Consider the following 23708-nt stretch of genomic DNA (forward strand, 5'->3'; position numbering starts at 1 on the left):
CACAATTTTTATTGGTTTGAAATATTTTTGATTTTATATTTATGATGTTTCCAAAAATTATTTCTTTTCATTAATAACAGGTGGGCTATGAAAAAGTTATTAATCGTTTTCTTTATTGCAACATCATTAATCTTTTCACAAAACAGAATTGTTATTAATGCTGATTTAGGAAAAGATACAATCAGCCGAAATATTTATGGACATTTCTCGGAGCACCTGGGCAGATGCATTTATGATGGAATTTATGTTGGTGATACTAATAAGATAATTCCCAATACCAGAGGAATTCGCAACGACATTATAGCTGCATTGAAAAAAATGAAAGTGCCTGTTTTAAGATGGCCTGGCGGATGTTTTGCAGATACTTATCACTGGAAAGATGGAATTGGTCCAAAATCAAAAAGACCTACAATTGTTAACATGTGGTGGGGCGGTGTAACAGAGAACAATAGTTTTGGCACTCATGAATTTATGGATTTGTGTGAATTATTAGGTGCTGAACCTTATATTTCAGCAAATGTAGGAAGTGGAACACCTCAAGAATTGGCTGAGTGGGTTCAATACATGAATTTTGATGGAATAAGTCCAATGACAACTTTACGAAAAGAGAATGGAAGAGATAAACCATGGAATGTTAAATATTGGGGAATAGGAAATGAAACATGGGGATGCGGTGGACATATGCGTCCTGAATATTATGCAGATTTGTATCGTCAATATGCAACTTATATGACTGGTTACTCCAGAACTAAACTTTTTAGAATTGCTTCAGGTGCACCAAGTGATGATTATAATTGGACTGAAGTATTACTGAAAAATATTCCACGCCATCTTATTGAAGGTGTTAGTTTACATCATTATTCTGTAATTGATTGGAACAAGAAAGGTTCTGCAACTGATTTCACAGAAGAACAATACTTTCAAACAATGCAGCAAGCTCTGAGAATGGATGAGCTGATTAGAAGACATGTAAATATTATGGATAAATATGATCCACAAAAGAAAATTGCACTTGTTGTTGATGAATGGGGTGGCTGGTATGATGTTGAACCCGGAACAAATCCAGCTTTCCTATATCAACAAAATACAATGAGAGATGCAATTTTAGCTGGTGCAACCTTAAATATTTTTAACAATCATTGTGACAGAGTTAAAATGGCAAATCTGGCACAAATTGTTAATGTTCTTCAGGCAGTAATTTTAACTGATAAAGAAAAAATTATTTTGACTCCTACTTATCATGTTATGGAAATGTATAATGTTCATCATGATGCATTAATGCTGCCGGTTAATGTCACAAGCAATAAATATACTGTTAATAATCAAAGTCTTGATGCAATTTCTTGTTCTGCATCTAAAGATAAGAACGGACTCATTCATATTTCTTTGGTTAATGTTGATATAAAAAATGAACAAAAAGTTACTATCGATTTAAGAGGAACAAAAGTATCTTCTGTTAAAGGAAGAATACTTACCTCAGAAAAAGTTCAGGACCATAATACATTTGAACAACCGGATAAAGTATCACCAAAAGTTTTTAATGATGCACAGCTGAGTAATAATATATTGAATGTTAAATTGCCGCCTTGTTCAGTTGTAGTGCTTGAATTAAAATAATATCATCATTCTTTTTTATCAAAAAAATTGTTCTTTGTACATATATCACAGTTTCCACAGGGAGGTTCACCGGGGAAACCAAAATAATCTGAGATAAAAATTCTTCTGCATTTTTCAGTTCGGAAGTAATTGACTACAGAAAGAAGTTTTTTATTATCATTCAGAAGTTTTGATTTCAAGTAATTTACATCTTCAAGTTGCGGTGGCAATTCATCTATGACTCTTAGATTTTTTTCCTCGAGTGAACCTTCTGTTACTCCATATCTTTCAAGAATTCCTAATGCTGTTTCAACTCTAAAATCATTTTTATCTTTATAACTCAGTTGCTCTCTTATGAAATCAATTCCGTATGAATTCACTTCATCAATTCGAGTTATTAAAAGATTGTATAATCTTTCGTAATAATCTGCATCTGGATTTGCCCATTTGATAAATTCCATCTGAGTATACAAATCATTTTGATTGTAAATGAGAAGACAAAGAGAATCTTTGCCATCTCTTCCAGCTCTTCCAATTTCCTGATAATATGATTCAATTGATGACGGAACTTCTGCATGAATTACAAAGCGAATATCTGGTTTATCAATGCCCATTCCAAAAGCATTTGTTGCAAGTATTAATTTTTGACTGCCTGTTAAAAAATCTCTTTGTTTTTGTTTGCGCTCCTTAGGTGTTAATTTACCATGATAAATTTCGTGACCAAAACCTTTATCCTTTAATATTTGTGAATATCTTTCAAGTGTTTTTATCAATGTGAAATATATAATTCCAGAACCTTTATATTTTTTTAATACTTTTATAATAATTTCTATACTTTCTTTTTCATCATATACCTCAACTGCTTCAAGACGAAGATTTGGTCTTTGAATTCCTTCATGAAAAATTTTTATTTCGTTTTTATTAATACCAAGTTTTGATATAATATCATTTTGAACATCTAAAGTTGCTGTTGCTGTAAGTGCAATTGTTAAAGGATTTTTTATGATTTTTCGGAACTCACCAATTCTTGAATAATCGGGACGAAAATCGTGTCCCCATTCTGAAATACAATGGGCTTCATCAACGGCAAGCAAAGAAATGTTTGCTTTTTGAATAGCATCTATAAATTCTTTTTTCTTAAATCTCTCAGGAGTAACATAAAGTAATTTTATTTCTCCTTTCAAAAATTTATTAAGTCTTTCTGCCCTTTGTTCACTGCTTATAGTTGAATTAATAAAATCAGCAGGAATATTTTTTTTCTTTAATGCATCAACCTGGTCCTGCATCAAAGCTATCAATGGACTTATAACAAGAGTACCGCCATCAAATATCATTGCAGGCAGCTGATAGCATAATGATTTTCCTCCACCTGTAGGCATAATCAGAAGACAATGACCTTTTTCATTAACCAATCTGTTGATAACATCTTTCTGCATTCCTCGGAATGATTCAAAACCAAAATATTGCTTAAGATATTTTTCTAAATTCATTTTTTAATTATTTATTTTTAGTGTTCAGAAAATTAAGAAAGTTTTGCTTAAGTAATTAATTATCAGAGCAAGAAAAACAAAATGGCAGAAGTAATACTTAAAAAGAATGAGGATAAAAGAATTAAGCAGGGTCATCTCTGGATTTTTAGCAATGAGATTCAAAGCGTTGAAGGTAATCCTGAAAATGGTGATTTAGTTAAAGTATATGATTCTCAAAAAAATTTTTTAGCTCAGGGATTTTATAACAAAAATTCATTGATATCTGTAAGAATTATATCAAGAGAAAAAGAAATTGATATTAAACAACTATTTAAACAAAGATTAATATCTGCATATAATTTTAGAAAAATAGTTTATCCTAACCGTGAATCTTTTAGAATGGTTTTTAGCGAAAGTGATTTTATGCCAGGATTAATAATTGATAAATATAACGACACATATGTTTTACAAATTTATTCTGTTGGTATGGAGAAGAATATTGAAGCTGTAATAGAAGTTCTTCAAAATGAATTTTCAGCAAAAAATATTTTTACAAAGAATGAAGAATACTTTCGTCAGCTTGAAGGTTTGAAAGCAGAGGATAAAATTTATGTAGGAGAAATTCCAACAGAAATTATTTCTGATGGTGAAGTTAAATATAAAATCGATTTTATCACCTCTCACAAAACCGGTTTTTATTTTGACCAATGTGATAATCGAATTTTTACAGGTAAATTATGCAGAGATAAAAATATTCTTGATTGTTTTTGTAATGCAGGGGGATTTGGATTAAATGCAGCAAAATGTGGAGCAAAATCAGTTACATTTGTTGATTCATCAAAAAAAGAAATAGAGAATGCGAAGTTTAATTTTCAGTTAAACAATTTTTCGTGTGAGAATGAATTTGTAGTTTCTGATGTATTTGATTATTTAGAAGAATGTATAAATCAAAATAAAAAATATGATGTAGTAATAATTGACCCGCCGGCTTTTGCAAAAAATAAAAAGAGTTTACCTACTGCATTAAAAGGATATGAAAAATTAAATCGACTTGCGATGAATGTATTAAAAGACGATGGACTTTTATTTACATCTTCATGTTCTCATCATTTGAAAGAGGATATGTTTATTGAGGTGATTAATAAGGCAGCTCAAAAAGCGGATAAGAAAATTCAACTTTTTTATTTTAACAATGCATCATTAGACCATCCAATTCTGCCCTCAATGGAAGAAACAGTTTATTTGAAATTTGCTGGAGTGAGAGTATGTAAATAAACATATTCTGGGATCGCAATTTTGTATATTTGTTTCTCGAAATTAATATTTATTTCAAAGAAACTTTTATAAAATCCCTTTTGTAAAAGCAAACAGTTTTTCAAACTATAGAGGAGAGCAAATTGGATATTGCAGCACTAAACGAAAAAATTCGTCGTGAAAGTGAGTTCATTGACATTCTTTTTAATGAAATAAGCAAAGTCATTGTAGGACAAAAGCAAATGCTGGAACGCCTTGTAATTGGACTCCTAAGCAATGGCCATATATTACTTGAAGGTGTTCCGGGTCTTGCAAAAACTTTAGCTATTAAGTCACTTGCAGCTTCAATGAAAGCAAAGTTCCAAAGAATTCAATTCACACCTGATTTATTACCCGCAGATTTAATTGGTACTCTTATCTATAACCAAAAAGATGGAAACTTTACAATTAAGAAAGGACCTATTTTTGCTAATTTTATTCTTGCTGATGAAATTAACCGTGCACCTGCAAAAGTTCAAAGTGCTTTACTCGAAGCAATGCAGGAAAGACAAGTTACAATCAGCGATACAACTTTTAAATTGGAAGAACCATTTTTAGTTCTTGCTACTCAAAATCCAATTGAACAGGAAGGAACTTATCCACTCCCCGAAGCTCAGGTTGACCGCTTTATGTTGAAAGTTAAAATTACTTATCCTTCACGGGAAGAAGAACTAAAAATAATGAAATTAAATTCTACTGATGGATTGCCTGAACTCAAACCTGTAATTTCTCCAGAAGATATTCTTCGTGCAAGAAAATTGGTTAACGAAATTTATATGGATGAAAAAATTGAAAAATATATACTTGATATTGTGTTTGCTACTCGTAATCCAAAAGAATATGGATTAAATGAATTAACAGATTTAATTAGTTATGGTGCATCACCTCGCGCAACAATTAATCTTGCACTTGGAGCTCGTGCAATGGCATTCATTAGAAGACGCGGCTATGTAATTCCCGAAGATGTTCGTTCAATTTGTGCTGATGTATTAAGACATAGAATTGCAGTTACTTACGAGGCAGAAGCTGAGGATATTACTTCCGAAACAATTATTTCAAAAATATTAAATACAATTGAAGTACCTTAATAAAATTTCTTAAATAATTTATGCTGACAAAAGATTTACTTAAGCAAGTAAAACAAATTGAAATTCGCACAAGAGGATTAGTTAACGAAGTATTTTCTGGAGAGTATCATTCTGTCTTTAAAGGAAGAGGAATGGAATTTTCTGAAGTGCGTGAATATCAAATCGGTGATGATATAAGAACTATTGACTGGAATGTAACTGCTCGTTTTGGACATCCTTATGTAAAGATTTTTGAAGAAGAACGAGAACTTACTGTTATGCTTCTTGTTGATATGAGTGGTTCTTTAATGTTTGGAACAACCGATAAAACTAAACAGCAAATTGCGGCAGAATTGAGTGCTATTCTTGCTTTTTCCGCATTAAAAAATAATGATAAAGTTGGTTTGATTTTATTTACAGACAAAATTGAAAAATTTATTCCACCTAAAAAAGGAAAAACACATGCTCTTAGAATAATTCGAGAAGTTCTTTCAATTGATATCCCTGAGAATACAGAATCATTAAGAAAACAAACTAATTTGCGACAAGCATTAGAATATTTTAATCATGCAATTAAAAAAAGAGCAATAGCTTTTGTAATATCAGATTTTCTTGATGTAGGTTATGAAAAGATATTAAGAATTGTTGGTAAAAAACATGATTTGATTGGAGTAATAATTAAAGACAGACGAGAAAATGAACTTGAAGATTTTGGATTAATCAAATTTGTTGATGCTGAAACTGGTGAATATCGCTACATCGATACTAACGATAAAGATTTTAAAATTAATTTTAACGAAACATTAAAAACCATTGAAGAATATAGAAAATCTATTTTTGTGTCTTCGAGATTGGATTCGATAGAAATTCAAACTGGTAAATCTTATGTAAAACCTCTTGTTGACTTTTTTAGAATGCGTGAAAGAAGATATTAATTTTATCACTTAAAATGATTTAATCCAATGCTAAAAACATTTATAAAAAATATTTTGGTTTTATTTACTTTTATTGCTGCTTATTCAGCTGAGCTTCATGCTCAAAATATTTCTGTGAGTGCTTCAACAGATTCTACTGAATACATTGTTGGAGATTACATAAAGTATAATCTTGAACTTTCATACTCGAAAAATATAAAAGTGTTTTTCCCATCAGTTAAAGACAGCATAAAAAATCTTGAGTTTATTCAAGAATTAAATCCAATTAAGGAAGAAAAAGACAATAAAATAATTGAAAAGCATATTTATATTTTTTCGAGATATGATTCTGCAGTTGTTACTATTCCTTCATACAAAATTTATTATCAAGAAGGGAACGATACTAACAAACAATTTATTGCTGTAAATCCTCTTACAATTACAGTAAAGACATTACATGTGGAACCGCAAAAAGATATTCGTGATGTTAAAGAACCTGTTAAAGTGCCGTTAAATTTGTTGCTTGTTGCTTTATTAATTCTTGTTCTAATTCTAATATTGGTTTCTGCTTATTTCATATATAAATACATTAAGAAAAAGAAAGAAAGCAAAATTGAATTAGTTCCTGAGAAAAAAATTCCACCTCATGAAATTGCATTGAATTCATTAAGAGAACTTGAAGAAAAGAAATTATGGCAGCAGGGATTAATTAAAGAGTATCATTCAGAAATAACAGAAATCATAAGAAAATATTTTGAAGATAGATTTAATTTCCGCGCACTTGAAATGACATCATCAGAAATTTTAGCATGCTTAAGTTATCTTGAAGAAGGTAAGAGCATAGTTGATTTAGCTAATGAATTTTTTAATAATGCTGATATGGTTAAGTTTGCAAAATTTCAGCCAATGCCTATAATAAATGAAGAAATGATGAAACAGGCTTATAAAATTGTAAATGATACTATCCCAAAGGTTGAGCAGCTAAAGGAAGAGGTAAGCAATGTTTGATAATATTGAATTTGCTAACTCATGGGCGTTATACTTTTTACTGCTTTTGCCGTTTATGTATTATTGGTATGTTAAAAAGAATCAACAAATTACACCTTCTGCTGTTTATTCTTCACTGAAATTATTTGAAGCTGTTCCTAAAAGTTTGAAAGAAAAATTAGTTAATGTTCCAATACTATTAAGAATTTTATCGATAGCTTTATTGATTATTGCATTTGCACGCCCGCAAAGTTTTTCATCTGGAGAAAATATTTATACCGAAGGAATTGATATTGCAATGGTTCTTGATATTTCAGGAAGTATGCTCGCAGAAGACTTCAAACCAAATCGTCTTGAAGCTGCAAAAAAAGTAATTGATGAGTTTATTAAAGGCAGAACCTCTGATAGAATTGGACTTGTTATTTTTTCTGGTGAAAGTTTTACTCAATGTCCGTTAACAGTTGATTATTCTGTTTTAAGAAATTTACTTTCTGAAATTTACAGTGGTATGATAGAAGATGGAACTGCAATTGGTAATGCAATTGCAAATGGAGTCAATAGATTGAAGGACAGCCAATCAAAAAGTAAAGTTATGATTCTTTTAACTGACGGTGTTAATAATGCAGGAGAAATCGACCCGATAACTGCAGCGCAGATAGCTCAAAAATTTGGAATAAGAATTTACACAGTTGGTGTTGGTACAATGGGCGAAGCTCCTTATCCATTTCAAACTCCTTTTGGTAAAAGATATCAAATGGTGCCTGTAGAAATTGATGAAAATTTATTGAAACAAATAGCAAACATTACAGGCGGCAAATATTTTAGAGCAACTAACAACAGAAAACTTGTGGAAATATATGATGAGATTGATAAGCTTGAAAAAACAAGAGTGGAAGTAACTTCATATCGACATGCTAAGGAGCTTTATTTTGGATGGGCATTAAGTGGATTAATTTTGTTGTTCGTAGAATTCGGTTTATCAAAATTTTATTTGAGAAAATTACCTTAATTAAAAATGAGGAATTGAATTGATAAGATTTGCTCACATAGAATTTCTTTATGCATTAATAATTATTCCTTTCTTAATTGTCATTTATATTTATCTTCAAAAAAATCATAATAATATTTTAGAAAGATTTGCCGACAGCAAACTTCATAATATTTTATTTCCGTTGAGAAGTAATGCTAAGTCTAATCTTAAATTTGCATTATATACTTTTTCATTGATGCTGATTTTAATTGCTCTTGCTAATCCTCAGGTAGGAACTAAAATTGAAGAAGTAAAACAAATTGGGATTGATGTTTACATTTTACTTGATGTTTCAAAAAGTATGCTTGCTGAAGATATAAAACCAAGCAGACTCGAAAAAGCCAAATATGAAATTTCAAAATTAATTCAGAGACTCAAAGGTGATAGAATAGGTTTAATTGTTTTTGCCGGCGAAGCTTATGTTCAAATACCATTGACTTCAGATTACTCAGCAGCAAATTTGTTCTTAAATGCAGTTGATGTAAATTCTGTTCCACAGCCAGGCACTGCAATTGGCCCTGCAATAGAATTAGCATTGAAATCATTCAAATATGATGATGGCACAAAAAAAGCAATTGTTATTATTACTGATGGCGAAGACCATCAAGGAAATTTAGAAAGCGTTCTTGATGAAGCAAATTCAAAAGATGTTGCTATTTATGCAATTGGATTTGGTTCACCTGCTGGAGTTCCAATCCCAATTTATAATGAAACAGGTGTGCAGATTGGTTATAAAAAGGATAATCAAGGAAATATAGTTTTGACAAAACTGAACGAAGATATTCTTAAACAAATCACTTCAAAATGTAATGGCAAATATTATCGCGGAACAAACACAGAAGATGAACTCGAAGCAATTTATAACGACCTTGCTAAAATTGAACAAAGTGAATATGGTTCAAAAAGAATTACAGAATATGAAGATAGATTTTATTATTTCATATTTCCAGCAATATTGCTGCTAGTTATTGATTTCTTTATTTCATCAAACAAATCTCCATGGCTTGCAAGGATTGAAAAATTGAGAGGTGAAACGAAATGAAATTTGTTGCCATATTATTTTTGATTTTTTCTACAACAATATTTGCTCAAAGTTATAGAAGTCTTATCAACGATGGGGTTGATTTATACAAAAAAGGAAAATTTGCCGATGCAGAAGTAAATTTCAAAAAAGGCTTGGAGAAAAAATCAGATTTGTTTCAAGGACATTTTAATCTTGGTGATGCTTATTACAAGCAGGGCAGATATGATGAAGCAATTCAATCTTATAAAAATGCACTTTCATTCACGGAGGATAAATTTAATAAAGCCAAAGTTTTTCATAACATTGGAAATGCTTTGCTAAAATCTCAAAAGTATCAGGAAAGTATTGAAGCTTATAAAAATGCGTTGAAGCTAAATCCTGATGATGAAGAAACAAAGTATAATCTTTCTTATGCCTTGAATATGTTAAAACAAAAACAAAATCAAAACAAAAACCAAAACCAAAAGAATCAGGATAAGAATCAAAATAAACAGAATGAGGATAAGAAGGATAATCAGAATAAAAATAATCAAGATAATAAAAACCAACAGAATAAAGAGCAAGATAAACAGAATCAACAGCAGCAACAGAAAAATCAAATAACAAAAGAAGATGCTCAAAGAATTCTTGAAGCATTGAAAAACAATGAGCAGGATTTACAAAAGAAACTCAGAAAAATAAAAGGCAGAGCAGTGGTAGTTGACAAAGACTGGTAAAATGAAAAATTAATCTTGGTTAATATCTGGAGATATGTTTTATGAAAGATTATAAAAAATTTATTTTGATATTAATTTTATTTATAACAGGATTATTTATTAATTCTTTTGCACAGGATTTTAATGCAACAGTTGATAAAACTACTGTTGGTCAGTACGAACATTTTCAGGTCTATTTTACATTTAATGGTTCTGATATCAATGGAGTAAGCAATTTTCGACCACCATCTTTTCAAGGTTTTAAAGTATTAAGCGGACCAAATCAATCCACAAGCATGCAAATTATAAATAATAAAGTCTCAGGCTCACTTACATTTTCCTATATATTAATGCCAACAAGTATTGGAGAATTTACAATTGGTTCGGCTTTAGTTGAATATAATGGAAAAACTTATAGAACAGCTCCTTTGAAAATAACTGTAGTTAAAGGGACACCTCAACAGCAAAAAGAAAGTAGTGGAATAAGTTCAGATGAGTTATCAAAAAATGTCTTTATTGTTGCAGAAGCAAGTAAAACTCGCGCATATCTTGGTGAACAAATTACAGTTACCTATAAACTTTACACCAAATTGAATATTGCATCACCACAAATAACTAAGTTGCCGCAGTATCAAGGATTCTGGGCAGAAGAAATTGAACCATCACAAACAATTTCTTTTGATATTGAGATGTATAAAGGGGAAAGATATCGCGTTGCTACTATTAAACGTGTTGCTCTTTTTCCAACTAAAACTGGAACATTAAATGTTACTCCATTTGAACTGAACATTCCTGTAATTGTAAAAAGAAAAAGAACAAGCAATGATATCTTCGATGAATTTTTTAATGATTCATTTTTTGGGAATACACAAACAATCGAATATCTGGCTAAATCAAACACATTAAAAATTGAAGTCGAACCATTGCCGTCTACAAATGTTCCAGCTTCATTTAATGGGGCTGTTGGCAATTTTAATTTTAAAGTCGAAGTTGATAAAAACAAAGTAAAAACAAATGAAAGCATCACACTTAGAATGACTGTTTCAGGATCAGGCAATATCAAATTATTAAAACTTCCCGAAGTTCAACTGCCAGCTGGATTTGAAAAATATGAACCAAAAATTTATGACAATGTTAATAAAGGGTCTATAATATCGGGACAAAAAATTGTAGAATATTTGATTGTTCCGCGAACACCTGGTGAAAAAGAAATTCCACCAATTGAATTTTCATATTTTAATCCAGCTGCAAGAAAATATGTGACATTAACTTCTCCTGCTTTTAAGATAAATGTTATGAAAGGCGAAGGACAGTATGAACCAATTGCAGGAAATTTTTCTAAAGAAGATATAAAATTACTTAGTGAGGATATTCGTTACATTAAAACTTCTGATTATAAATTCGAGAAGAAAAAGGAAAGAGCATTGCTTCAATCTTGGTTCTGGATTTCGATGACACTTCCATTAATTGCACTTTTAGCAGCAATTGGAATAAGAAAAAAACAAGAAAAACTTTACAGCAATGTTCAGCTGTTGAAATATCAAAAAGCTGAAAAAGCTGCCAAAAAGCGTTTGAAAATTGCAAAACAGGCTCTCGATAAAAATAATCTCTCAGAATTTTATTCTGAATTATCGCTGGCTTTGTATGGTTATCTTGAAGATAAGCTAAGTTTACAAAAATCAGAGTTTACAATTGAAAAAGCTCTCGAAATACTTTCTCAAAAAAATATCCCCGAAGATTTAATTGCAAGAATAAAAAATGTTTCAGATAAATGTGAGTTTGTTCGCTTTGCACCTTCGGGATTGAATTCTGCATCTGCAGGTGAAATTTATGAAGAAGCTGTAAATATCATTGTTAATCTTGATGCAAGTCTTGAAGCTAATAAATCATTTAGTAAAAAATTAACTGGCAGAATGAATTTGTTCTCAATAATAATTTTTGTGATAATATTAATGCTTAGCAATAATTTATATTCTCAGTCACCAGAGCAATTAATGAATTTGGGAAATAAATATTATCAAGAACAGAAGTATGAAGAAGCAGTGCAAACATATCAAAAAATTATTGCTCAAGGTTATGAAAGTGCAGCTCTTTATTATAACATTGGAAATTCATACTTCCGTTTAGATAAGCTTGGTTATGCAATTTTATATTATGAAAAAGCACTTAAGTTAGCTCCAGGTGATGAAGATATTTCATACAATTTAAAAGTTGCAAATGCACGAACTGTTGATCGAATTACTGAATTGCCAAAATTATTCATAGTTCAGTGGTGGGAAATATTGATAACATCATTATCATTGAATGGATGGGCTGTAGTTACTGTAATATTTTATCTTTTGCTTATAATATCAATTGGAGTCTACTTTTTGTCAAGAAAAATAAATCTTCATAGAATTGCATTTAATACCGGGGTAATCTCAATTATTTTTTTTCTTGTTTCTCTGATAATTTTAATTGCTCGATATAATCATGAAAAATCAACAAACTATGGTATTTTGCTTGAACCAGCATACTCTGTAAAAGTGGCTCCTGATGAGAAGAGCAATGATGCATTTTTAATTCATGAAGGAATCAAATTTGTTGTTGAAGATAATGTAAATAATTGGTCAAAAATTCGATTGTCTGATGGCAAAGTGGGCTGGATTCCTGATGATAAGTTTGGAAGAATTTAATCATGATTTTTTCTGAAATGAACGAAGCTAAAAAATATAACAACACTAAACTCGCGATAGGAATATTCAAAGGAATTGCTTCATTTATTTTGATGTTTCTTTTTGTACTTTTTGGATATAGTAATAAACTTGAGAAATTATTAGAACACTATATTTCAAATGATTATTTAAGATTGATTTCATTTACTGTGATTTTAGGAATTGCATCTTCAATTCTTTTTTTCCCGCTAAATTATTATTCAGAATTTTATATTGAACATAAATACAACTTATCGAATCAATCCTTTGGCAAATGGATTTGGGAAAATCTTAAAGAAACATTAGTTGGTGCTGCAATTGGACTTCCTTTATTAATTATATTTTATTTCATATTGAAGACTTATAATAATTACTGGTGGCTACCATTCGGAATTATAATGTTTTTCTTTTCTGTATTGCTTGCTCAAATTGTTCCAATATTGATATTACCATTGTTTTATAAAATTACACCTGTTGAAAATGAAGATTTGAAAAATAGAATTATTGAACTTGGTAAAGCAGCAAATTTGAAAGTTGAAAATGTATTTAAATTTGATATGAGCAAAAATACCAAAAAAGGAAATGCTGCTTTTACAGGTTTAGGTAAAACAAAAAGAATTTTACTTGGTGATACATTATTAAATAATTTTTCTAATGATGAAATCGAAACAGTCATTGCCCATGAAATGGGACATTATAAGAAGAAGCATATTGTAAAGAATATAATTTTAGGCACCGTATTCAGCTTTTTGACTTTTTATTTGATTGCCAAACTTTACGAAGCAACAATAAACTTCTTTGGCTTTAATTCAATTTTAGAAATTTCTGCTCTTCCTGTTTTAGTTCTTTGGGGAAGCATTATTGGTTTAGTACTTACTCCATTATCAAATTACATTTCTCGTAAATTTGAATATGAAGCTGATGAATATGCTGTAACTGCCACAAACAAAAAAGAAGTTTTTATTAATACTCTAATAAAACTTACAGAACAAAATCTTGGTGATAAGGAACCCCATCCACTGATTGAATGGTTTTTTTACAGTCATCCTTCAATTAAAAATAGAATAGCTGCATTAAATAAGATTAATTAATATTTGTCCTTCCTTTAATAATAATTAAATATGCAATGTAAAAACATTTTATAAATCGATTTTATAATTATATTTGCAAAGAAAATTGATTATAAATTTGGGATAATGATTTCGACAGTTAAAAAATATTCTTTCTTGTTTATATTGATACTTGTGCAATGTACTTTTGATAGTAATCCGCCAACTCAAACTGAATCAGAAACATCAACAAGCAAAACTGTGCCAAGCAATCCTAAACCTGCAGATAAATCTATTGACCAGCCGCTTATTGTAAATTTGCAATGGGAGTATTCAGGTTCACAAAAATTTGATGTGTATCTCGATAAAAAAAATCCTCCTCAAATATTAATTGCAAGTGATATTACATCGAAATCACTTGTTGTAACTAATTTAGAATATCAAACAACATATTACTGGAGAGTTATTGCAAAGAATGATGATGGGAGTAAAATAGAAGGACCTGTCTGGAGTTTTACAACTTTAACTCAAACTTATCCTACTATTAATGGTTTTGCACTAAATCTTTATAAAATTCAAACAGAACTCCCATGTTATGTTCATGTTATGTTTCAGGTAATTGATTTGAATGGCAAGGGAATAGACTATTTAACTCAAAATGATTTTGAAATTTTAGAAGATGGAGAACCAATTTCACAATCTGAATCACAAATAGAAATTAAAAAAAGGGAAGCTGTTCCTTATAAATTAAAAACAGTAATAATGCTTGATAACAGCACAAGTCTTCAAAATAACATTGAAGAAATCAGAAATGCAGCCAAATCATTTATTGAAAAAATAGTTTCGCAGCAGGAAATTTCTATTTATCAATTTTCTGATAAACCTGAGATATTGAGTGATTTTACAAATAATTCTGATTCTTTAATCAATGCAATTAATCGTTACAAATTAGGTTATCCAACAACAAATCTTTATGGTGCAGTAATTAAAGGAGCTTCTTTGTGGCAGGATTCATTTTCAATTGATGGAATTGTTCAAGGAATGATGATTGTATTTACAGATGGTAAAGACACACAAGGTTCAAGCACATTGGCAGAAGCATTAAATGCAGTTCACAATAAAATTGTTTTTACAATTGGACTTGGGAGCGAAATTCAACCTGATGTTCTTGAAGCAATCGGAACTGCAGGTTATTATTCAATTACTGATATAAATGAATTAAAAGCTCAATTTGATAATATCCAGCATTCAATAGTTAGTTATGCAAATAGTTTTTATTTATTAACTTATAAAAGTCCAAAACGAGGAAATAATATTCACTCATTAACGATAAGAATAAAAAATAATCCATATAATGGAGAACGCTCAGAAATTAGAGGAACATTTAACAGCAACAATTTTTATTCATTTTAAGAGGTGAAAATATGGCAGTTACCAAACAAGATGTTGAATACATAGCAAAGTTAGCAAGATTAAGATTCAATGATGAAGAACTCGAAAATTTTACTCATGAGTTAAATGAAATCTTAAATTATGTTGAAAAACTTAATGAGCTTCATACTGAAAATGTTGAACCACTTTCACACCCCATCGAAAATTTTAATGTATTTCGAGAAGATAAACTTGAACCTTCAATTGACAGAGAAGAAGCTTTAAGGAATGCTCCATCAAGCACAGAAGAATTTTTTAGAGTTCCAAAAGTAATTAGTAAGTAATTAATTATGATTGTAGGAATCATACCTGCTCGCTTTGCATCAACGAGATTAATGGGTAAACCTCTTGCTGATATTGGTGGAAAGCCAATGATTCAGCATACATGGGAGAATGCAAGAAAATCTAAATTGCTTGATAAAGTTGTTGTTGCAGTTGATGACGAAAAAGTTTTTCAGGTTGTGCAAAGTTTTGGTGCAGAAGTTTATATGACACCTCAAAATGTTGCCTCTGGCTCAGACAGAATTGCACTTGTTGCTCAAGAACTTCCTGAAGCTAATATAATTGTAAATATTCAGGGAGATGAACCATTTATTAACGGCAGAATGATTGACGAAGCAATTGAACCGCTTTTATTTGATAAGAAAGTCAATGTTTCTACACTCGTCAAAAGAATTACAAGTGTTGAAGAAATGAAATCTCCCTCTGTTGTAAAAGTAGTTTTCGATTATAACAATTATGCTCTCTATTTTTCCCGCTCACCAATACCTTATGTTAGAGATGCTAAAACTAATCTTGAAAAAATTGAAACTGGAGAAATTTATAAACACATTGGTCTTTATGTTTTTAGAAAAGAAACTCTGCTTAAGTTTACATCACTTCGGCAGACTGATTTAGAACGAATTGAAAAATTAGAACAACTTCGATTACTTGAACATGGCATTAAAATTAAAGTTGTTGTAACTGAATTTGACAGCCTTTCAATTGACACTCCAAAAGACCTTGAACTTGCCAGAAAATTTTATGAAAGGTTTTCTAAATCCAACAAGATGAGATAATTGATTTTGGTAGTTTATTAATGTATGTATCTGTAAGTATTTTATAAAGTTGTTTACTTTATTTATTTTTAATAATTGAATTAATAAATTATAATCAAATGAACAGTATATCTCCCAAAAGAATAATTTTTATTGATATGATGCGTGCATTTGCAGTGCTCATGATGGTTCAGGGGCATACTATTGATGCTTTCCTTGCAAATGAATACCGCACTTTTGATTCAATTCTCTATAGCATCTGGTTTACCATTCGAGGTTTTACTGCACCTATTTTTATGTTTTCATCAGGAACTGTATTTACTTATTTACTTCGTTTGCAAAAAGTTCCTTTTTATGAAAATCCACGCGTTGCAAAAGGTTTAAGAAGATTTCTTACATTAGTTCTCATTGGATATTTATTGCGATACCCAACATATACTTTTTTTAATTTTAGTTTTGTTACAAAAGCACAATGGTTAACTTTTTTTACAGTTGACGCTTTACATCTGATAGGATTTGGATTATTATTTATAATTATTCTTTCATACATTGCTGAAAAAATTAAAGCTAATGATTATCTGATTTTTTCTTTAGGTGCGTTTTTCTTTTTTGCAATGTTCAACATTACTGAACAGATTAACTGGTTAAATTATCTTCCGCTTCCTTTTGCTGCATATTTCTTTCACAAAACTGGTTCTTTATTCCCATTATTCCCATGGGCTGGTTATGTAATTAGCGGTGCTGTGTTGGGCAGTTACCTTGCTCATAATCCAGAAATATTTACCACAAAAGAATTTAGCAGAAAATTATTTTTAACAGGTCTTGGATTTTTAATTCTCTCATGGATTATTGAGCTAAATGAAAAAATATTTTTTGGTGGGAAAGCATTGGTAACAGATAATTTTTATGTGATAACCATGAGACTTGGCTGGGTATTAATATTAAACAGCTTAATGTCCTACCTTGCCCTGAAATTAAAAACCATACCTGATTTAGTAAAATGGGTTGGCAGACATACACTTGTTGTTTATGCTGTTCATGTAATAATTTTATACGGCAGTGCATGGATCCCAGGTTTAAACTTAATTTTTGCAAATAAGTTGAGCCTCGAAATTTCTATACTTGCAGCAATGCTGATGATTGGATTAATGGTATTAATGGTTATTGGTATTGAAAAGTTTAAGAGTTATAGAAAAAATAAATTGGTTTTAGAAACTTAGGAAAAAAGGAAAATTGAAAAGACGGTCGGCAAATTTAAATCCTTTGGTTACAGAAGAAGAAAAAAAGATTGAACAATCACTTCGTCCCAAAACTTTTGATGAATTTACGGGACAAACAAAAATTGTTGATAACTTAAAAGTTTTTATCGGTGCTGCAAAAAAGAGAAATGAAAGTTTAGACCATGTTTTATTAACTGGTCCTCCAGGTTTAGGCAAAACTACACTTGCACACATTATTGCCAACGAACTTGGTGTAAAAATTAAAGTTACATCTGGACCTGTTCTTGAAAAACCAGGCGACCTTGCTGGAATTCTGACAAATCTGGAAGAAAAGTCTGTATTGTTTATTGATGAAATTCATAGGCTAAGTCCTGTTGTTGAAGAATATTTATATTCAGCAATGGAAGATTTTAAGCTGGATATAATGATTGACAGCGGTCCAAATGCAAGAACAGTTCAAATTAAACTTCCTAAATACACTTTGATTGGTGCCACTACCCGAGCAGGATTATTAACTGCTCCATTGAGAGATAGATTTGGCATTAAGGCTCGTCTCGATTATTATGAAAGTGATTTGATAAAAAAAATTATTCATCGTTCTGCAAAACTGCTTAATATAAAAATTGATGATGAAGCAGCAGAAGAAATTTCAAAACGTTCACGAGGTACACCAAGAATTGCAAATAGATTATTGAGAAGAACAAGAGATTTTGCTGATTATGAAGATAAAAATATAATTGATATTGAGGTTGCAAAAAAAGCTCTCAATGCACTCGAAGTTGATGAGTACGGACTTGATGAAATGGATAAAGAAATAATTCTTACAATTATTGAAAAATTTAATGGCGGACCAGTTGGATTAAACACAATTTCTGTTGCTGTCAATGAAGATGCAGGAACAATTGAAGAAGTTTATGAGCCGTTTTTAATTCAGCAGGGTTTTATTCAACGAACACCACGCGGAAGAGAAGCAACAGAATTAGCTTATCTTCGCTTCAACAAAAAGAAAAAAATAAGCAATCATCCAGATTTATTTGAGAAATAAAATTTATGGTTGAGATTAATAACATAAAGATTGATAACAATCTTCCTTTAATTCTAATTGCAGGTCCATGTGTGATTGAAAATGAATACATCACTCTTCATACTGCAGAAAAGATTAAGAAAATTACTGAAGAATTAAGTATTCCATATATCTTTAAATCAAGTTACAAGAAAGCAAATCGAACAAGCATAAAATCTTTTACAGGTCTTGAATTTAAACAATCACTCAAGATTTTAGAAAAAGTTAAAGATGAATTTTCTTTGACAATTTTAACTGATGTTCATTCAGAAAATGAAATTGCAATTGTTTCAGAAATTGTAGATGTAATTCAAATACCAGCATTTTTGTGCAGACAAACAGAATTACTGCTTGCCGCTGGTAAAACAGGCAAAGCTGTTAATGTTAAGAAGGGTCAATTTTTAGCTCCTGATGATATGAAATATGTTGCAGATAAAATTGAATCTACTGGTAACAAAAAAATTTTATTGACAGAAAGAGGAACATCTTTTGGTTATCACAATCTTGTAGTTGATATGAGAAGTCTTGAAATAATGAAACAGTTTGGTTATCCTGTTATAATGGATGCAACACATTCAGTTCAAATTCCAAGTCAGGGTGGTGTTAGCGGTGGTGAAAGAAAATATATCCCAACATTAGCAAAGGCAGCTACTGCTGTGGGGATTGCGGGACTTTTCCTCGAAGTTCATCCTGAACCCGAAAAAGCTTTGAGCGATGCTGCAAGCCAGCTTCCTCTAAGTGATTTAAGTAATCTTCTTTCAATTATAAAAAGAATTGATGAACTTACTAAAAATGCAAAAAGAAATACTTGATAAACTAAAAGAGATTCGGCTTATCATTTTTGATTTGGAAGGTGTGCTTCTCACCCAGTCAGAAATTAATGAACTTATTATTGATAATCTTACTAATTCAATTGCAAATGCAGTAAAAGAATTCAAAGAAAGAAATGTGAATTTTGCAATAATAACAGCTCGACAGCATGATGAATTAATTGAAAGTTTAGAAGAAATTCCTGATTGCTATGTTTTAAGTTCTTCTATTGATAAAGTTTCTTCTGCAGAAAAAATTTTGAAAACTAAAAAGCTGAATTGCAATAATGTTTTTTTTATCGGCGATGGAATACTTGATATTCCACTGTTAAGAAAATGTGGTTTATCTGCTGCACCAAAATCAGCAAAACGAGAAGTAAAAAGAGTAGTTGATTTTATAATTAATGGAACTAACTCAAATGAGATTTTTCAAGAAATATTAAAATTATTTGATAAAATAAAATCATAAATAAAACATTAAAAAAAATGTCTGAAGACCAAATAATAGCCAAAGGGAAAGAAGTAATCTTAATAGAAGGTAATGCAATTCTGAATTTAGTAAACAGCATTGATGGAGAATTTGTTAAAGCAGTAAAAGAAATTTATAATTCAAAAGGCAGAGTTGTTTTTACTGGGATGGGGAAATCAGGATTAATAGCAAGAAAAATTGTTGCTACACTTAATTCAACTGGAACAGCAGCTATATTCATGCACCCAACTGATGCACTTCATGGTGATTTAGGCATGGTTCGCAAAGATGATATTGTGATAATAATTTCTAAAAGCGGAAATACTGAAGAACTGCTGAGGTTGATTCCAATGTTCAAACGAATTAATGTAACATTAATTGGAATGCTTGGGTCAATGGATTCTAAACTTGCAAAAGAATGTGATATAGTTCTAAACATTAATGTGAAAGAAGAAGCCTGCCCTTATGATCTTGCACCAACTGCATCAACAACTGCAGCTTTAGTTATGGGAGATGCTATTGCTATGGTTTTACTTGAAATGAGAGGCTTTACAGAAGAAGATTTTGCAATGCTTCACCCTGGAGGAAGTCTTGGCAAAAGATTGTCCCTTCGCATTGAAGAAATAATGATTAAAGGTAAAGATATTCCAATTGTTAAAGAAAATACTTCATTGAAAGATACTATTTATGAAATATCATCAAAAAGATTAGGCACTACATGCGTTGTTAACAATGAAGGAATTTTAACTGGAATAATTACTGATGGTGATTTAAGAAGACTGCTTGAAAAGACTCTTGATATAAAAAATTTATCTGCTGGTGATGTAATGACAAGAAAACCAAAGACAATTACAAAGGATAAACTTGCTTCTTTCGCAATTCAGCAAATGGAAAATTATAAAATAACTTCTTTGATAGTTGTTGATGAAAATTATAGACCGGAAGGAATTATCCATCTTCATGACCTTGTTAAATTAGGACTACAATCCAGATGAAAAAATTTATGTTTCTCATTGCATTCATTTCTTTTGTTTCATGTTCCGAAGAAAAAGTAAAACCCAAAATAGAAGAAAGCACAATTCAAGGTGAAATCCCAATTCATGAAAGCTGGAACTCAAAAGTTATTTTTAGCCGGGAAGGCAAGCTGAAAGCAATACTTTATACACATCATCTTAAAAAATATGAGCTTCAGAAAATAACTTTTCTTGAAGGTGTTAAAGTTGATTTTTATAATAATGCTCAGCAAAAAACTACAACACTTACATCTAAATACGGCAAGGTTGATGATTCAACTATGGATATGTATGCTATAGACAGTGTTGTTGCAGTTAACGATAGCGGAACAGTGCTTAAGACAAATGAGTTGATGTGGAGAAACAAAGACCAAAAAATTCTTACAGATAAATTTGTTTCAATAAAATCAAAAGAAGAAATTATTGAAGGATATGGTTTTGAATCAGACCAGCATTTAAACAATTATGTAATTTATAATATTACTTATTCTGCTGTTTTAACTAAAGAAGAGAAAAAGTGAAAATCAACTTTATCATATTAATTCTTTTTCTTTTTACAAATCTTTTTGCACAAGAAGATAATGTTATTCGTGTTTTGGGGGATAGTCTTGTTGGCAAAAAAATTAATGGTGAATCAATCCGCGAAGTTCATGGTAATGTTGTGATGATGCAGGGAGCAGTTAAAATAACCTGCGCTAAAGCAATTCATAATATAACAAGAAATGAAGCTGAACTGCTTGGGAATGTAATTGTAACTCAGGATAGCATTACAATTTACACTGACATTGGTTTTTATAATGGGAATACTAAAACTGCTTATTCAAAAAGTGGTGTAACTTATTTTGATGGACATGTTCACTTAAAAGCAAAAAATGGCTTCTATTATTTTGATGAAAAAAAAGCTTTTTTCTACGAGAATGTAAAATTGAACGATTCAGTTTCGGTTCTTACTTCCGATACATTAACTTATTTTGACAATGAAGATAAAGCTATTGCTGTTGGTAATGTGGTTGTTCGCGATACTTCTGCAATGATTTATGCAGATTCATTAATTCATTATAGAAATGAAAGAATCACTTATGCATTCAAAAATATTAGAATTATTGACCCAGCAAATCAGCTTTTAATTTATGGAAATAAACTTGAAGATTATCACGATAAAAATTTTTCAAGAATCACCGGCAATCCGTTATTAATAAAAATCGATACAACAAATTCTAAACTCGATACTCTGATAATTGCTGCAAGGATTATGGAAGCATATGGAGATAGTTCAAAAAGATTAATAGCAAAAGATTCAGTAAAGATTGTTCGCGGTGAATTTGCTTCAATAAATAATTATTCTATTTACTATCAAACTTCGCAGCATCTTTATACACATAAGAATGAAGATGATAAACTTCCACCAGTATTGTGGAACGAGAATACACAATTTATTGCTGACACAGTTAATATTTTTTTGAAAGACAATCGTCTTGAAAAAATGAATATGAATTCGAATGCATTAATTATTTCATCAAATGATAAATATGAATTTCGTTATGACCAGATTTCTGGCAATAATATTAATTTGCTTTTTGGAGAAAATGGTTTAGAAAGAACAGAAGTAAATGGAAACGTGCTGAGTATTTATTATCTTTACGAGGATGGAGAACCAAATGGTCTGGTGAAGTCGAGCGCAGAGAAATCAGTAATTTTATTTAATGGTAAAAATGTTGTAAAAGTTATGTATTATGGAAATCCAAATAATGAATATCATCCTGAAAATTTAATTATTGGGAAAGAGAAAGATTTTACTCTGCCAAATTTTTTACTAATACAACAAAGACCAAAAAAAGAAGAATTATTGACTGGCAAAGAAAAATTATTAAAACAACTTTTTGAAGTTATAAATGGGAAATGAATTAATACTTAAAAGCGAAAATCTTAAAAAAATTTATAAGAAAAGAACTGTTGTCAATGATGTTTCAATTTCTGTGCAGCAGGGAGAAGTAGTTGGACTTTTAGGACCAAACGGAGCCGGGAAAACAACTACATTTTATATGATTGTAGGCATGATAAAGCCAAATGGCGGAAGAGTTTTTTTAGACAATATTGAAATAACAAACGAACCAATGTATAAGCGTGCTAAAAGAGGAATTGGTTATTTGCCTCAGGAAGCTTCAATTTTTCGCGGTCTTACAGTAGAAGATAATATCATGGCTATTCTTCAAATGCTCGATATTTCACAACAGGAACGAAAGGAAAGACTTGAAAAATTACTAAATGAACTTGGAATTCATCATGTTAGAAAAACACTTGGCTTTCAATTAAGCGGCGGAGAAAGAAGAAGAACTGAAATAGCACGTGCGCTGGCAACCAATCCAAAATTTATTTTGCTTGATGAACCTTTTGCCGGAATTGACCCAATTGCAGTGGAAGATATTATGAATATTGTAGCAAATCTTAAACATAAAGGAATTGGAATTTTGATAACCGACCACAATGTTCACGAAACTTTGAGTATAGTAGACCGTGCATACATTTTAATTAATGGCAAAATATTTAAAGAAGGTTCTGCTCACGACCTTGCCGAGGACAGTGATGTGAGAAAATTATACCTTGGAGAAAAATTCAAACTCGATAGATATTCCTAATCACTAAAAATTAAAAAAGAAATACCTGCAACTATGATACAATAAAGAATTATCAACAAAATTTTTTTAATGGTTCTTCTTACTTGTAATTTCTTTTGATATCTCCAAGTTGTTGATACGTCTCTTTTATAATCGCCTTTTTCGATTGACCAGTTATTGAAAATGTTTTTCTCCATAAAGAGTAATAAAATTACCTTGCAAAGGTTTTATCAT

The 23708-nt window shown here is 30.5% G+C and carries 23 protein-coding genes; 21 read left to right on the top strand and 2 right to left on the bottom strand.

Annotation, left to right across the window (positions count from 1 at the left end; genetic code table 11):
• Positions 1-87 precede the first annotated feature (87 nt).
• Positions 88-1617 (top strand): alpha-N-arabinofuranosidase, encoded by a 1530-nt coding sequence (locus AC27L2_RS09790; protein ID WP_487211587.1) that lies wholly within the window; start codon positions 88-90, stop codon positions 1615-1617.
• 5 nt (positions 1618-1622) lie between these two features.
• Here AC27L2_RS09790 and AC27L2_RS09795 read toward each other — a convergent pair whose 3' ends face one another.
• Positions 1623-3086 (bottom strand): RecQ family ATP-dependent DNA helicase, encoded by a 1464-nt coding sequence (locus AC27L2_RS09795; protein ID WP_487211588.1) that lies wholly within the window; start codon positions 3084-3086, stop codon positions 1623-1625.
• An 81-nt stretch (positions 3087-3167) separates the two neighbouring features.
• On the opposite strand from AC27L2_RS09795, the gene AC27L2_RS09800 reads away from it, so the two are divergent.
• The 20 genes from AC27L2_RS09800 (at position 3168) to lptB (ending at position 23495) form a co-directional block, all read left to right on the top strand.
• Entirely contained in the window at positions 3168-4340 is a 1173-nt protein-coding gene (locus AC27L2_RS09800) for a class I SAM-dependent rRNA methyltransferase (protein ID WP_487211589.1), read from the top strand.
• A 122-nt stretch (positions 4341-4462) separates the two neighbouring features.
• The gene (locus AC27L2_RS09805; RefSeq protein ID WP_487211590.1) at positions 4463-5446 is read left to right on the top strand and encodes an AAA family ATPase; all 984 of its coding nucleotides are present in this window, start codon (positions 4463-4465) and stop codon (positions 5444-5446) included.
• Positions 5447-5466: 20 nt separating this feature from the next.
• Positions 5467-6360, top strand: coding sequence for a DUF58 domain-containing protein (locus tag AC27L2_RS09810; protein ID WP_487211591.1), 894 nt, complete (start codon positions 5467-5469; stop codon positions 6358-6360).
• A gap of 27 nt (positions 6361-6387) precedes the next feature.
• On the top strand, positions 6388-7347 hold the full coding sequence (locus tag AC27L2_RS09815; protein ID WP_487211592.1) for a hypothetical protein: 960 nt from the start codon (positions 6388-6390) through the stop codon (positions 7345-7347).
• On the top strand, positions 7340-8335 hold the full coding sequence (locus AC27L2_RS09820) for a vWA domain-containing protein (RefSeq protein WP_487211593.1): 996 nt from the start codon (positions 7340-7342) through the stop codon (positions 8333-8335). Before AC27L2_RS09815 ends, AC27L2_RS09820 begins: the two co-directional genes overlap by 8 nt.
• Before the next feature lie 19 nt (positions 8336-8354).
• Positions 8355-9398, top strand: a complete 1044-nt coding sequence (locus AC27L2_RS09825) for a VWA domain-containing protein (protein WP_487211594.1) — start codon at positions 8355-8357, stop codon at positions 9396-9398.
• The gene (locus AC27L2_RS09830) at positions 9395-10096 is read left to right on the top strand and encodes a tetratricopeptide repeat protein (protein WP_487211595.1); all 702 of its coding nucleotides are present in this window, start codon (positions 9395-9397) and stop codon (positions 10094-10096) included. Before AC27L2_RS09825 ends, AC27L2_RS09830 begins: the two co-directional genes overlap by 4 nt.
• Positions 10097-10137: 41 nt before the next feature.
• Positions 10138-12750, top strand: a complete 2613-nt coding sequence (locus AC27L2_RS09835; RefSeq protein WP_487211596.1) for a BatD family protein — start codon at positions 10138-10140, stop codon at positions 12748-12750.
• A gap of 2 nt (positions 12751-12752) precedes the next feature.
• Positions 12753-13859, top strand: a complete 1107-nt coding sequence (locus tag AC27L2_RS09840; RefSeq protein ID WP_487211597.1) for a M48 family metallopeptidase — start codon at positions 12753-12755, stop codon at positions 13857-13859.
• 105 nt (positions 13860-13964) lie between these two features.
• Positions 13965-15230, top strand: a complete 1266-nt coding sequence (locus tag AC27L2_RS09845) for a VWA domain-containing protein (RefSeq protein WP_487211598.1) — start codon at positions 13965-13967, stop codon at positions 15228-15230.
• 11 nt (positions 15231-15241) lie between these two features.
• The gene (gene gatC, locus AC27L2_RS09850) at positions 15242-15532 is read left to right on the top strand and encodes an Asp-tRNA(Asn)/Glu-tRNA(Gln) amidotransferase subunit GatC (RefSeq protein ID WP_487211599.1); all 291 of its coding nucleotides are present in this window, start codon (positions 15242-15244) and stop codon (positions 15530-15532) included.
• A 3-nt stretch (positions 15533-15535) separates the two neighbouring features.
• Positions 15536-16306, top strand: coding sequence for a 3-deoxy-manno-octulosonate cytidylyltransferase (gene kdsB / locus AC27L2_RS09855; protein ID WP_487211636.1), 771 nt, complete (start codon positions 15536-15538; stop codon positions 16304-16306).
• Positions 16307-16404: 98 nt separating this feature from the next.
• Positions 16405-17505, top strand: coding sequence for a heparan-alpha-glucosaminide N-acetyltransferase domain-containing protein (locus AC27L2_RS09860; protein WP_487211600.1), 1101 nt, complete (start codon positions 16405-16407; stop codon positions 17503-17505).
• A gap of 13 nt (positions 17506-17518) precedes the next feature.
• Positions 17519-18550 carry a Holliday junction branch migration DNA helicase RuvB gene (gene ruvB, locus AC27L2_RS09865; protein ID WP_487211601.1) on the top strand — a complete coding sequence of 344 codons (1032 nt, stop codon included), beginning with the start codon at positions 17519-17521 and terminating at the stop codon, positions 18548-18550.
• Positions 18551-18555: 5 nt separating this feature from the next.
• Positions 18556-19380, top strand: coding sequence for a 3-deoxy-8-phosphooctulonate synthase (gene kdsA / locus AC27L2_RS09870; RefSeq protein ID WP_487211602.1), 825 nt, complete (start codon positions 18556-18558; stop codon positions 19378-19380).
• Complete coding sequence (locus AC27L2_RS09875; RefSeq protein WP_487211603.1) at positions 19346-19846, top strand: HAD hydrolase family protein; 501 nt, start codon at positions 19346-19348, stop codon at positions 19844-19846. Before kdsA ends, AC27L2_RS09875 begins: the two co-directional genes overlap by 35 nt.
• Before the next feature lie 17 nt (positions 19847-19863).
• Positions 19864-20841 carry a KpsF/GutQ family sugar-phosphate isomerase gene (locus tag AC27L2_RS09880; protein ID WP_487211604.1) on the top strand — a complete coding sequence of 326 codons (978 nt, stop codon included), beginning with the start codon at positions 19864-19866 and terminating at the stop codon, positions 20839-20841.
• An 8-nt stretch (positions 20842-20849) separates the two neighbouring features.
• Positions 20850-21380 (top strand): LPS export ABC transporter periplasmic protein LptC, encoded by a 531-nt coding sequence (gene lptC, locus AC27L2_RS09885; RefSeq protein ID WP_487211605.1) that lies wholly within the window; start codon positions 20850-20852, stop codon positions 21378-21380.
• A complete protein-coding gene (locus AC27L2_RS09890; protein ID WP_487211606.1) occupies positions 21377-22762 on the top strand; it encodes an OstA-like protein in 1386 nt (461 codons plus the stop codon). The genes lptC and AC27L2_RS09890 overlap by 4 nt, the downstream gene beginning before the upstream one ends.
• Positions 22752-23495 carry an LPS export ABC transporter ATP-binding protein gene (gene lptB, locus AC27L2_RS09895; RefSeq protein WP_487211607.1) on the top strand — a complete coding sequence of 248 codons (744 nt, stop codon included), beginning with the start codon at positions 22752-22754 and terminating at the stop codon, positions 23493-23495. Before AC27L2_RS09890 ends, lptB begins: the two co-directional genes overlap by 11 nt.
• Here lptB and AC27L2_RS09900 read toward each other — a convergent pair.
• On the bottom strand, positions 23492-23671 hold the full coding sequence (locus AC27L2_RS09900; RefSeq protein ID WP_487211608.1) for a hypothetical protein: 180 nt from the start codon (positions 23669-23671) through the stop codon (positions 23492-23494). The two genes, lptB and AC27L2_RS09900, sit on opposite strands and share 4 nt — an antisense overlap.
• Between the last annotated feature and the right edge of the window lie 37 nt (positions 23672-23708).

The sequence above is a fragment of the Rosettibacter sp. KY25 genome (assembly GCF_057554405.1).

What these genes read in the sequence shown, in the direction of transcription:
- AC27L2_RS09790 (WP_487211587.1), top strand. Translation starts at nt 88, where the DNA reads ATGAAAAAGTTATTAATCGTTTTCTTTATTGCAACATCATTAATCTTT.
- AC27L2_RS09795 (WP_487211588.1), bottom strand. Translation starts at nt 3,086, where the DNA reads ATGAATTTAGAAAAATATCTTAAGCAATATTTTGGTTTTGAATCATTC.
- AC27L2_RS09800 (WP_487211589.1), top strand. Translation starts at nt 3,168, where the DNA reads ATGGCAGAAGTAATACTTAAAAAGAATGAGGATAAAAGAATTAAGCAG.
- AC27L2_RS09810 (WP_487211591.1), top strand. Translation starts at nt 5,467, where the DNA reads ATGCTGACAAAAGATTTACTTAAGCAAGTAAAACAAATTGAAATTCGC.
- AC27L2_RS09815 (WP_487211592.1), top strand. Translation starts at nt 6,388, where the DNA reads ATGCTAAAAACATTTATAAAAAATATTTTGGTTTTATTTACTTTTATT.
- AC27L2_RS09820 (WP_487211593.1), top strand. Translation starts at nt 7,340, where the DNA reads ATGTTTGATAATATTGAATTTGCTAACTCATGGGCGTTATACTTTTTA.
- AC27L2_RS09830 (WP_487211595.1), top strand. Translation starts at nt 9,395, where the DNA reads ATGAAATTTGTTGCCATATTATTTTTGATTTTTTCTACAACAATATTT.
- AC27L2_RS09835 (WP_487211596.1), top strand. Translation starts at nt 10,138, where the DNA reads ATGAAAGATTATAAAAAATTTATTTTGATATTAATTTTATTTATAACA.
- AC27L2_RS09840 (WP_487211597.1), top strand. Translation starts at nt 12,753, where the DNA reads ATGATTTTTTCTGAAATGAACGAAGCTAAAAAATATAACAACACTAAA.
- AC27L2_RS09845 (WP_487211598.1), top strand. Translation starts at nt 13,965, where the DNA reads ATGATTTCGACAGTTAAAAAATATTCTTTCTTGTTTATATTGATACTT.
- gatC (WP_487211599.1), top strand. Translation starts at nt 15,242, where the DNA reads ATGGCAGTTACCAAACAAGATGTTGAATACATAGCAAAGTTAGCAAGA.
- AC27L2_RS09860 (WP_487211600.1), top strand. Translation starts at nt 16,405, where the DNA reads ATGAACAGTATATCTCCCAAAAGAATAATTTTTATTGATATGATGCGT.
- kdsA (WP_487211602.1), top strand. Translation starts at nt 18,556, where the DNA reads ATGGTTGAGATTAATAACATAAAGATTGATAACAATCTTCCTTTAATT.
- AC27L2_RS09875 (WP_487211603.1), top strand. Translation starts at nt 19,346, where the DNA reads ATGAACTTACTAAAAATGCAAAAAGAAATACTTGATAAACTAAAAGAG.
- AC27L2_RS09880 (WP_487211604.1), top strand. Translation starts at nt 19,864, where the DNA reads ATGTCTGAAGACCAAATAATAGCCAAAGGGAAAGAAGTAATCTTAATA.
- lptC (WP_487211605.1), top strand. Translation starts at nt 20,850, where the DNA reads ATGTTTCTCATTGCATTCATTTCTTTTGTTTCATGTTCCGAAGAAAAA.
- lptB (WP_487211607.1), top strand. Translation starts at nt 22,752, where the DNA reads ATGGGAAATGAATTAATACTTAAAAGCGAAAATCTTAAAAAAATTTAT.
- AC27L2_RS09900 (WP_487211608.1), bottom strand. Translation starts at nt 23,671, where the DNA reads ATGGAGAAAAACATTTTCAATAACTGGTCAATCGAAAAAGGCGATTAT.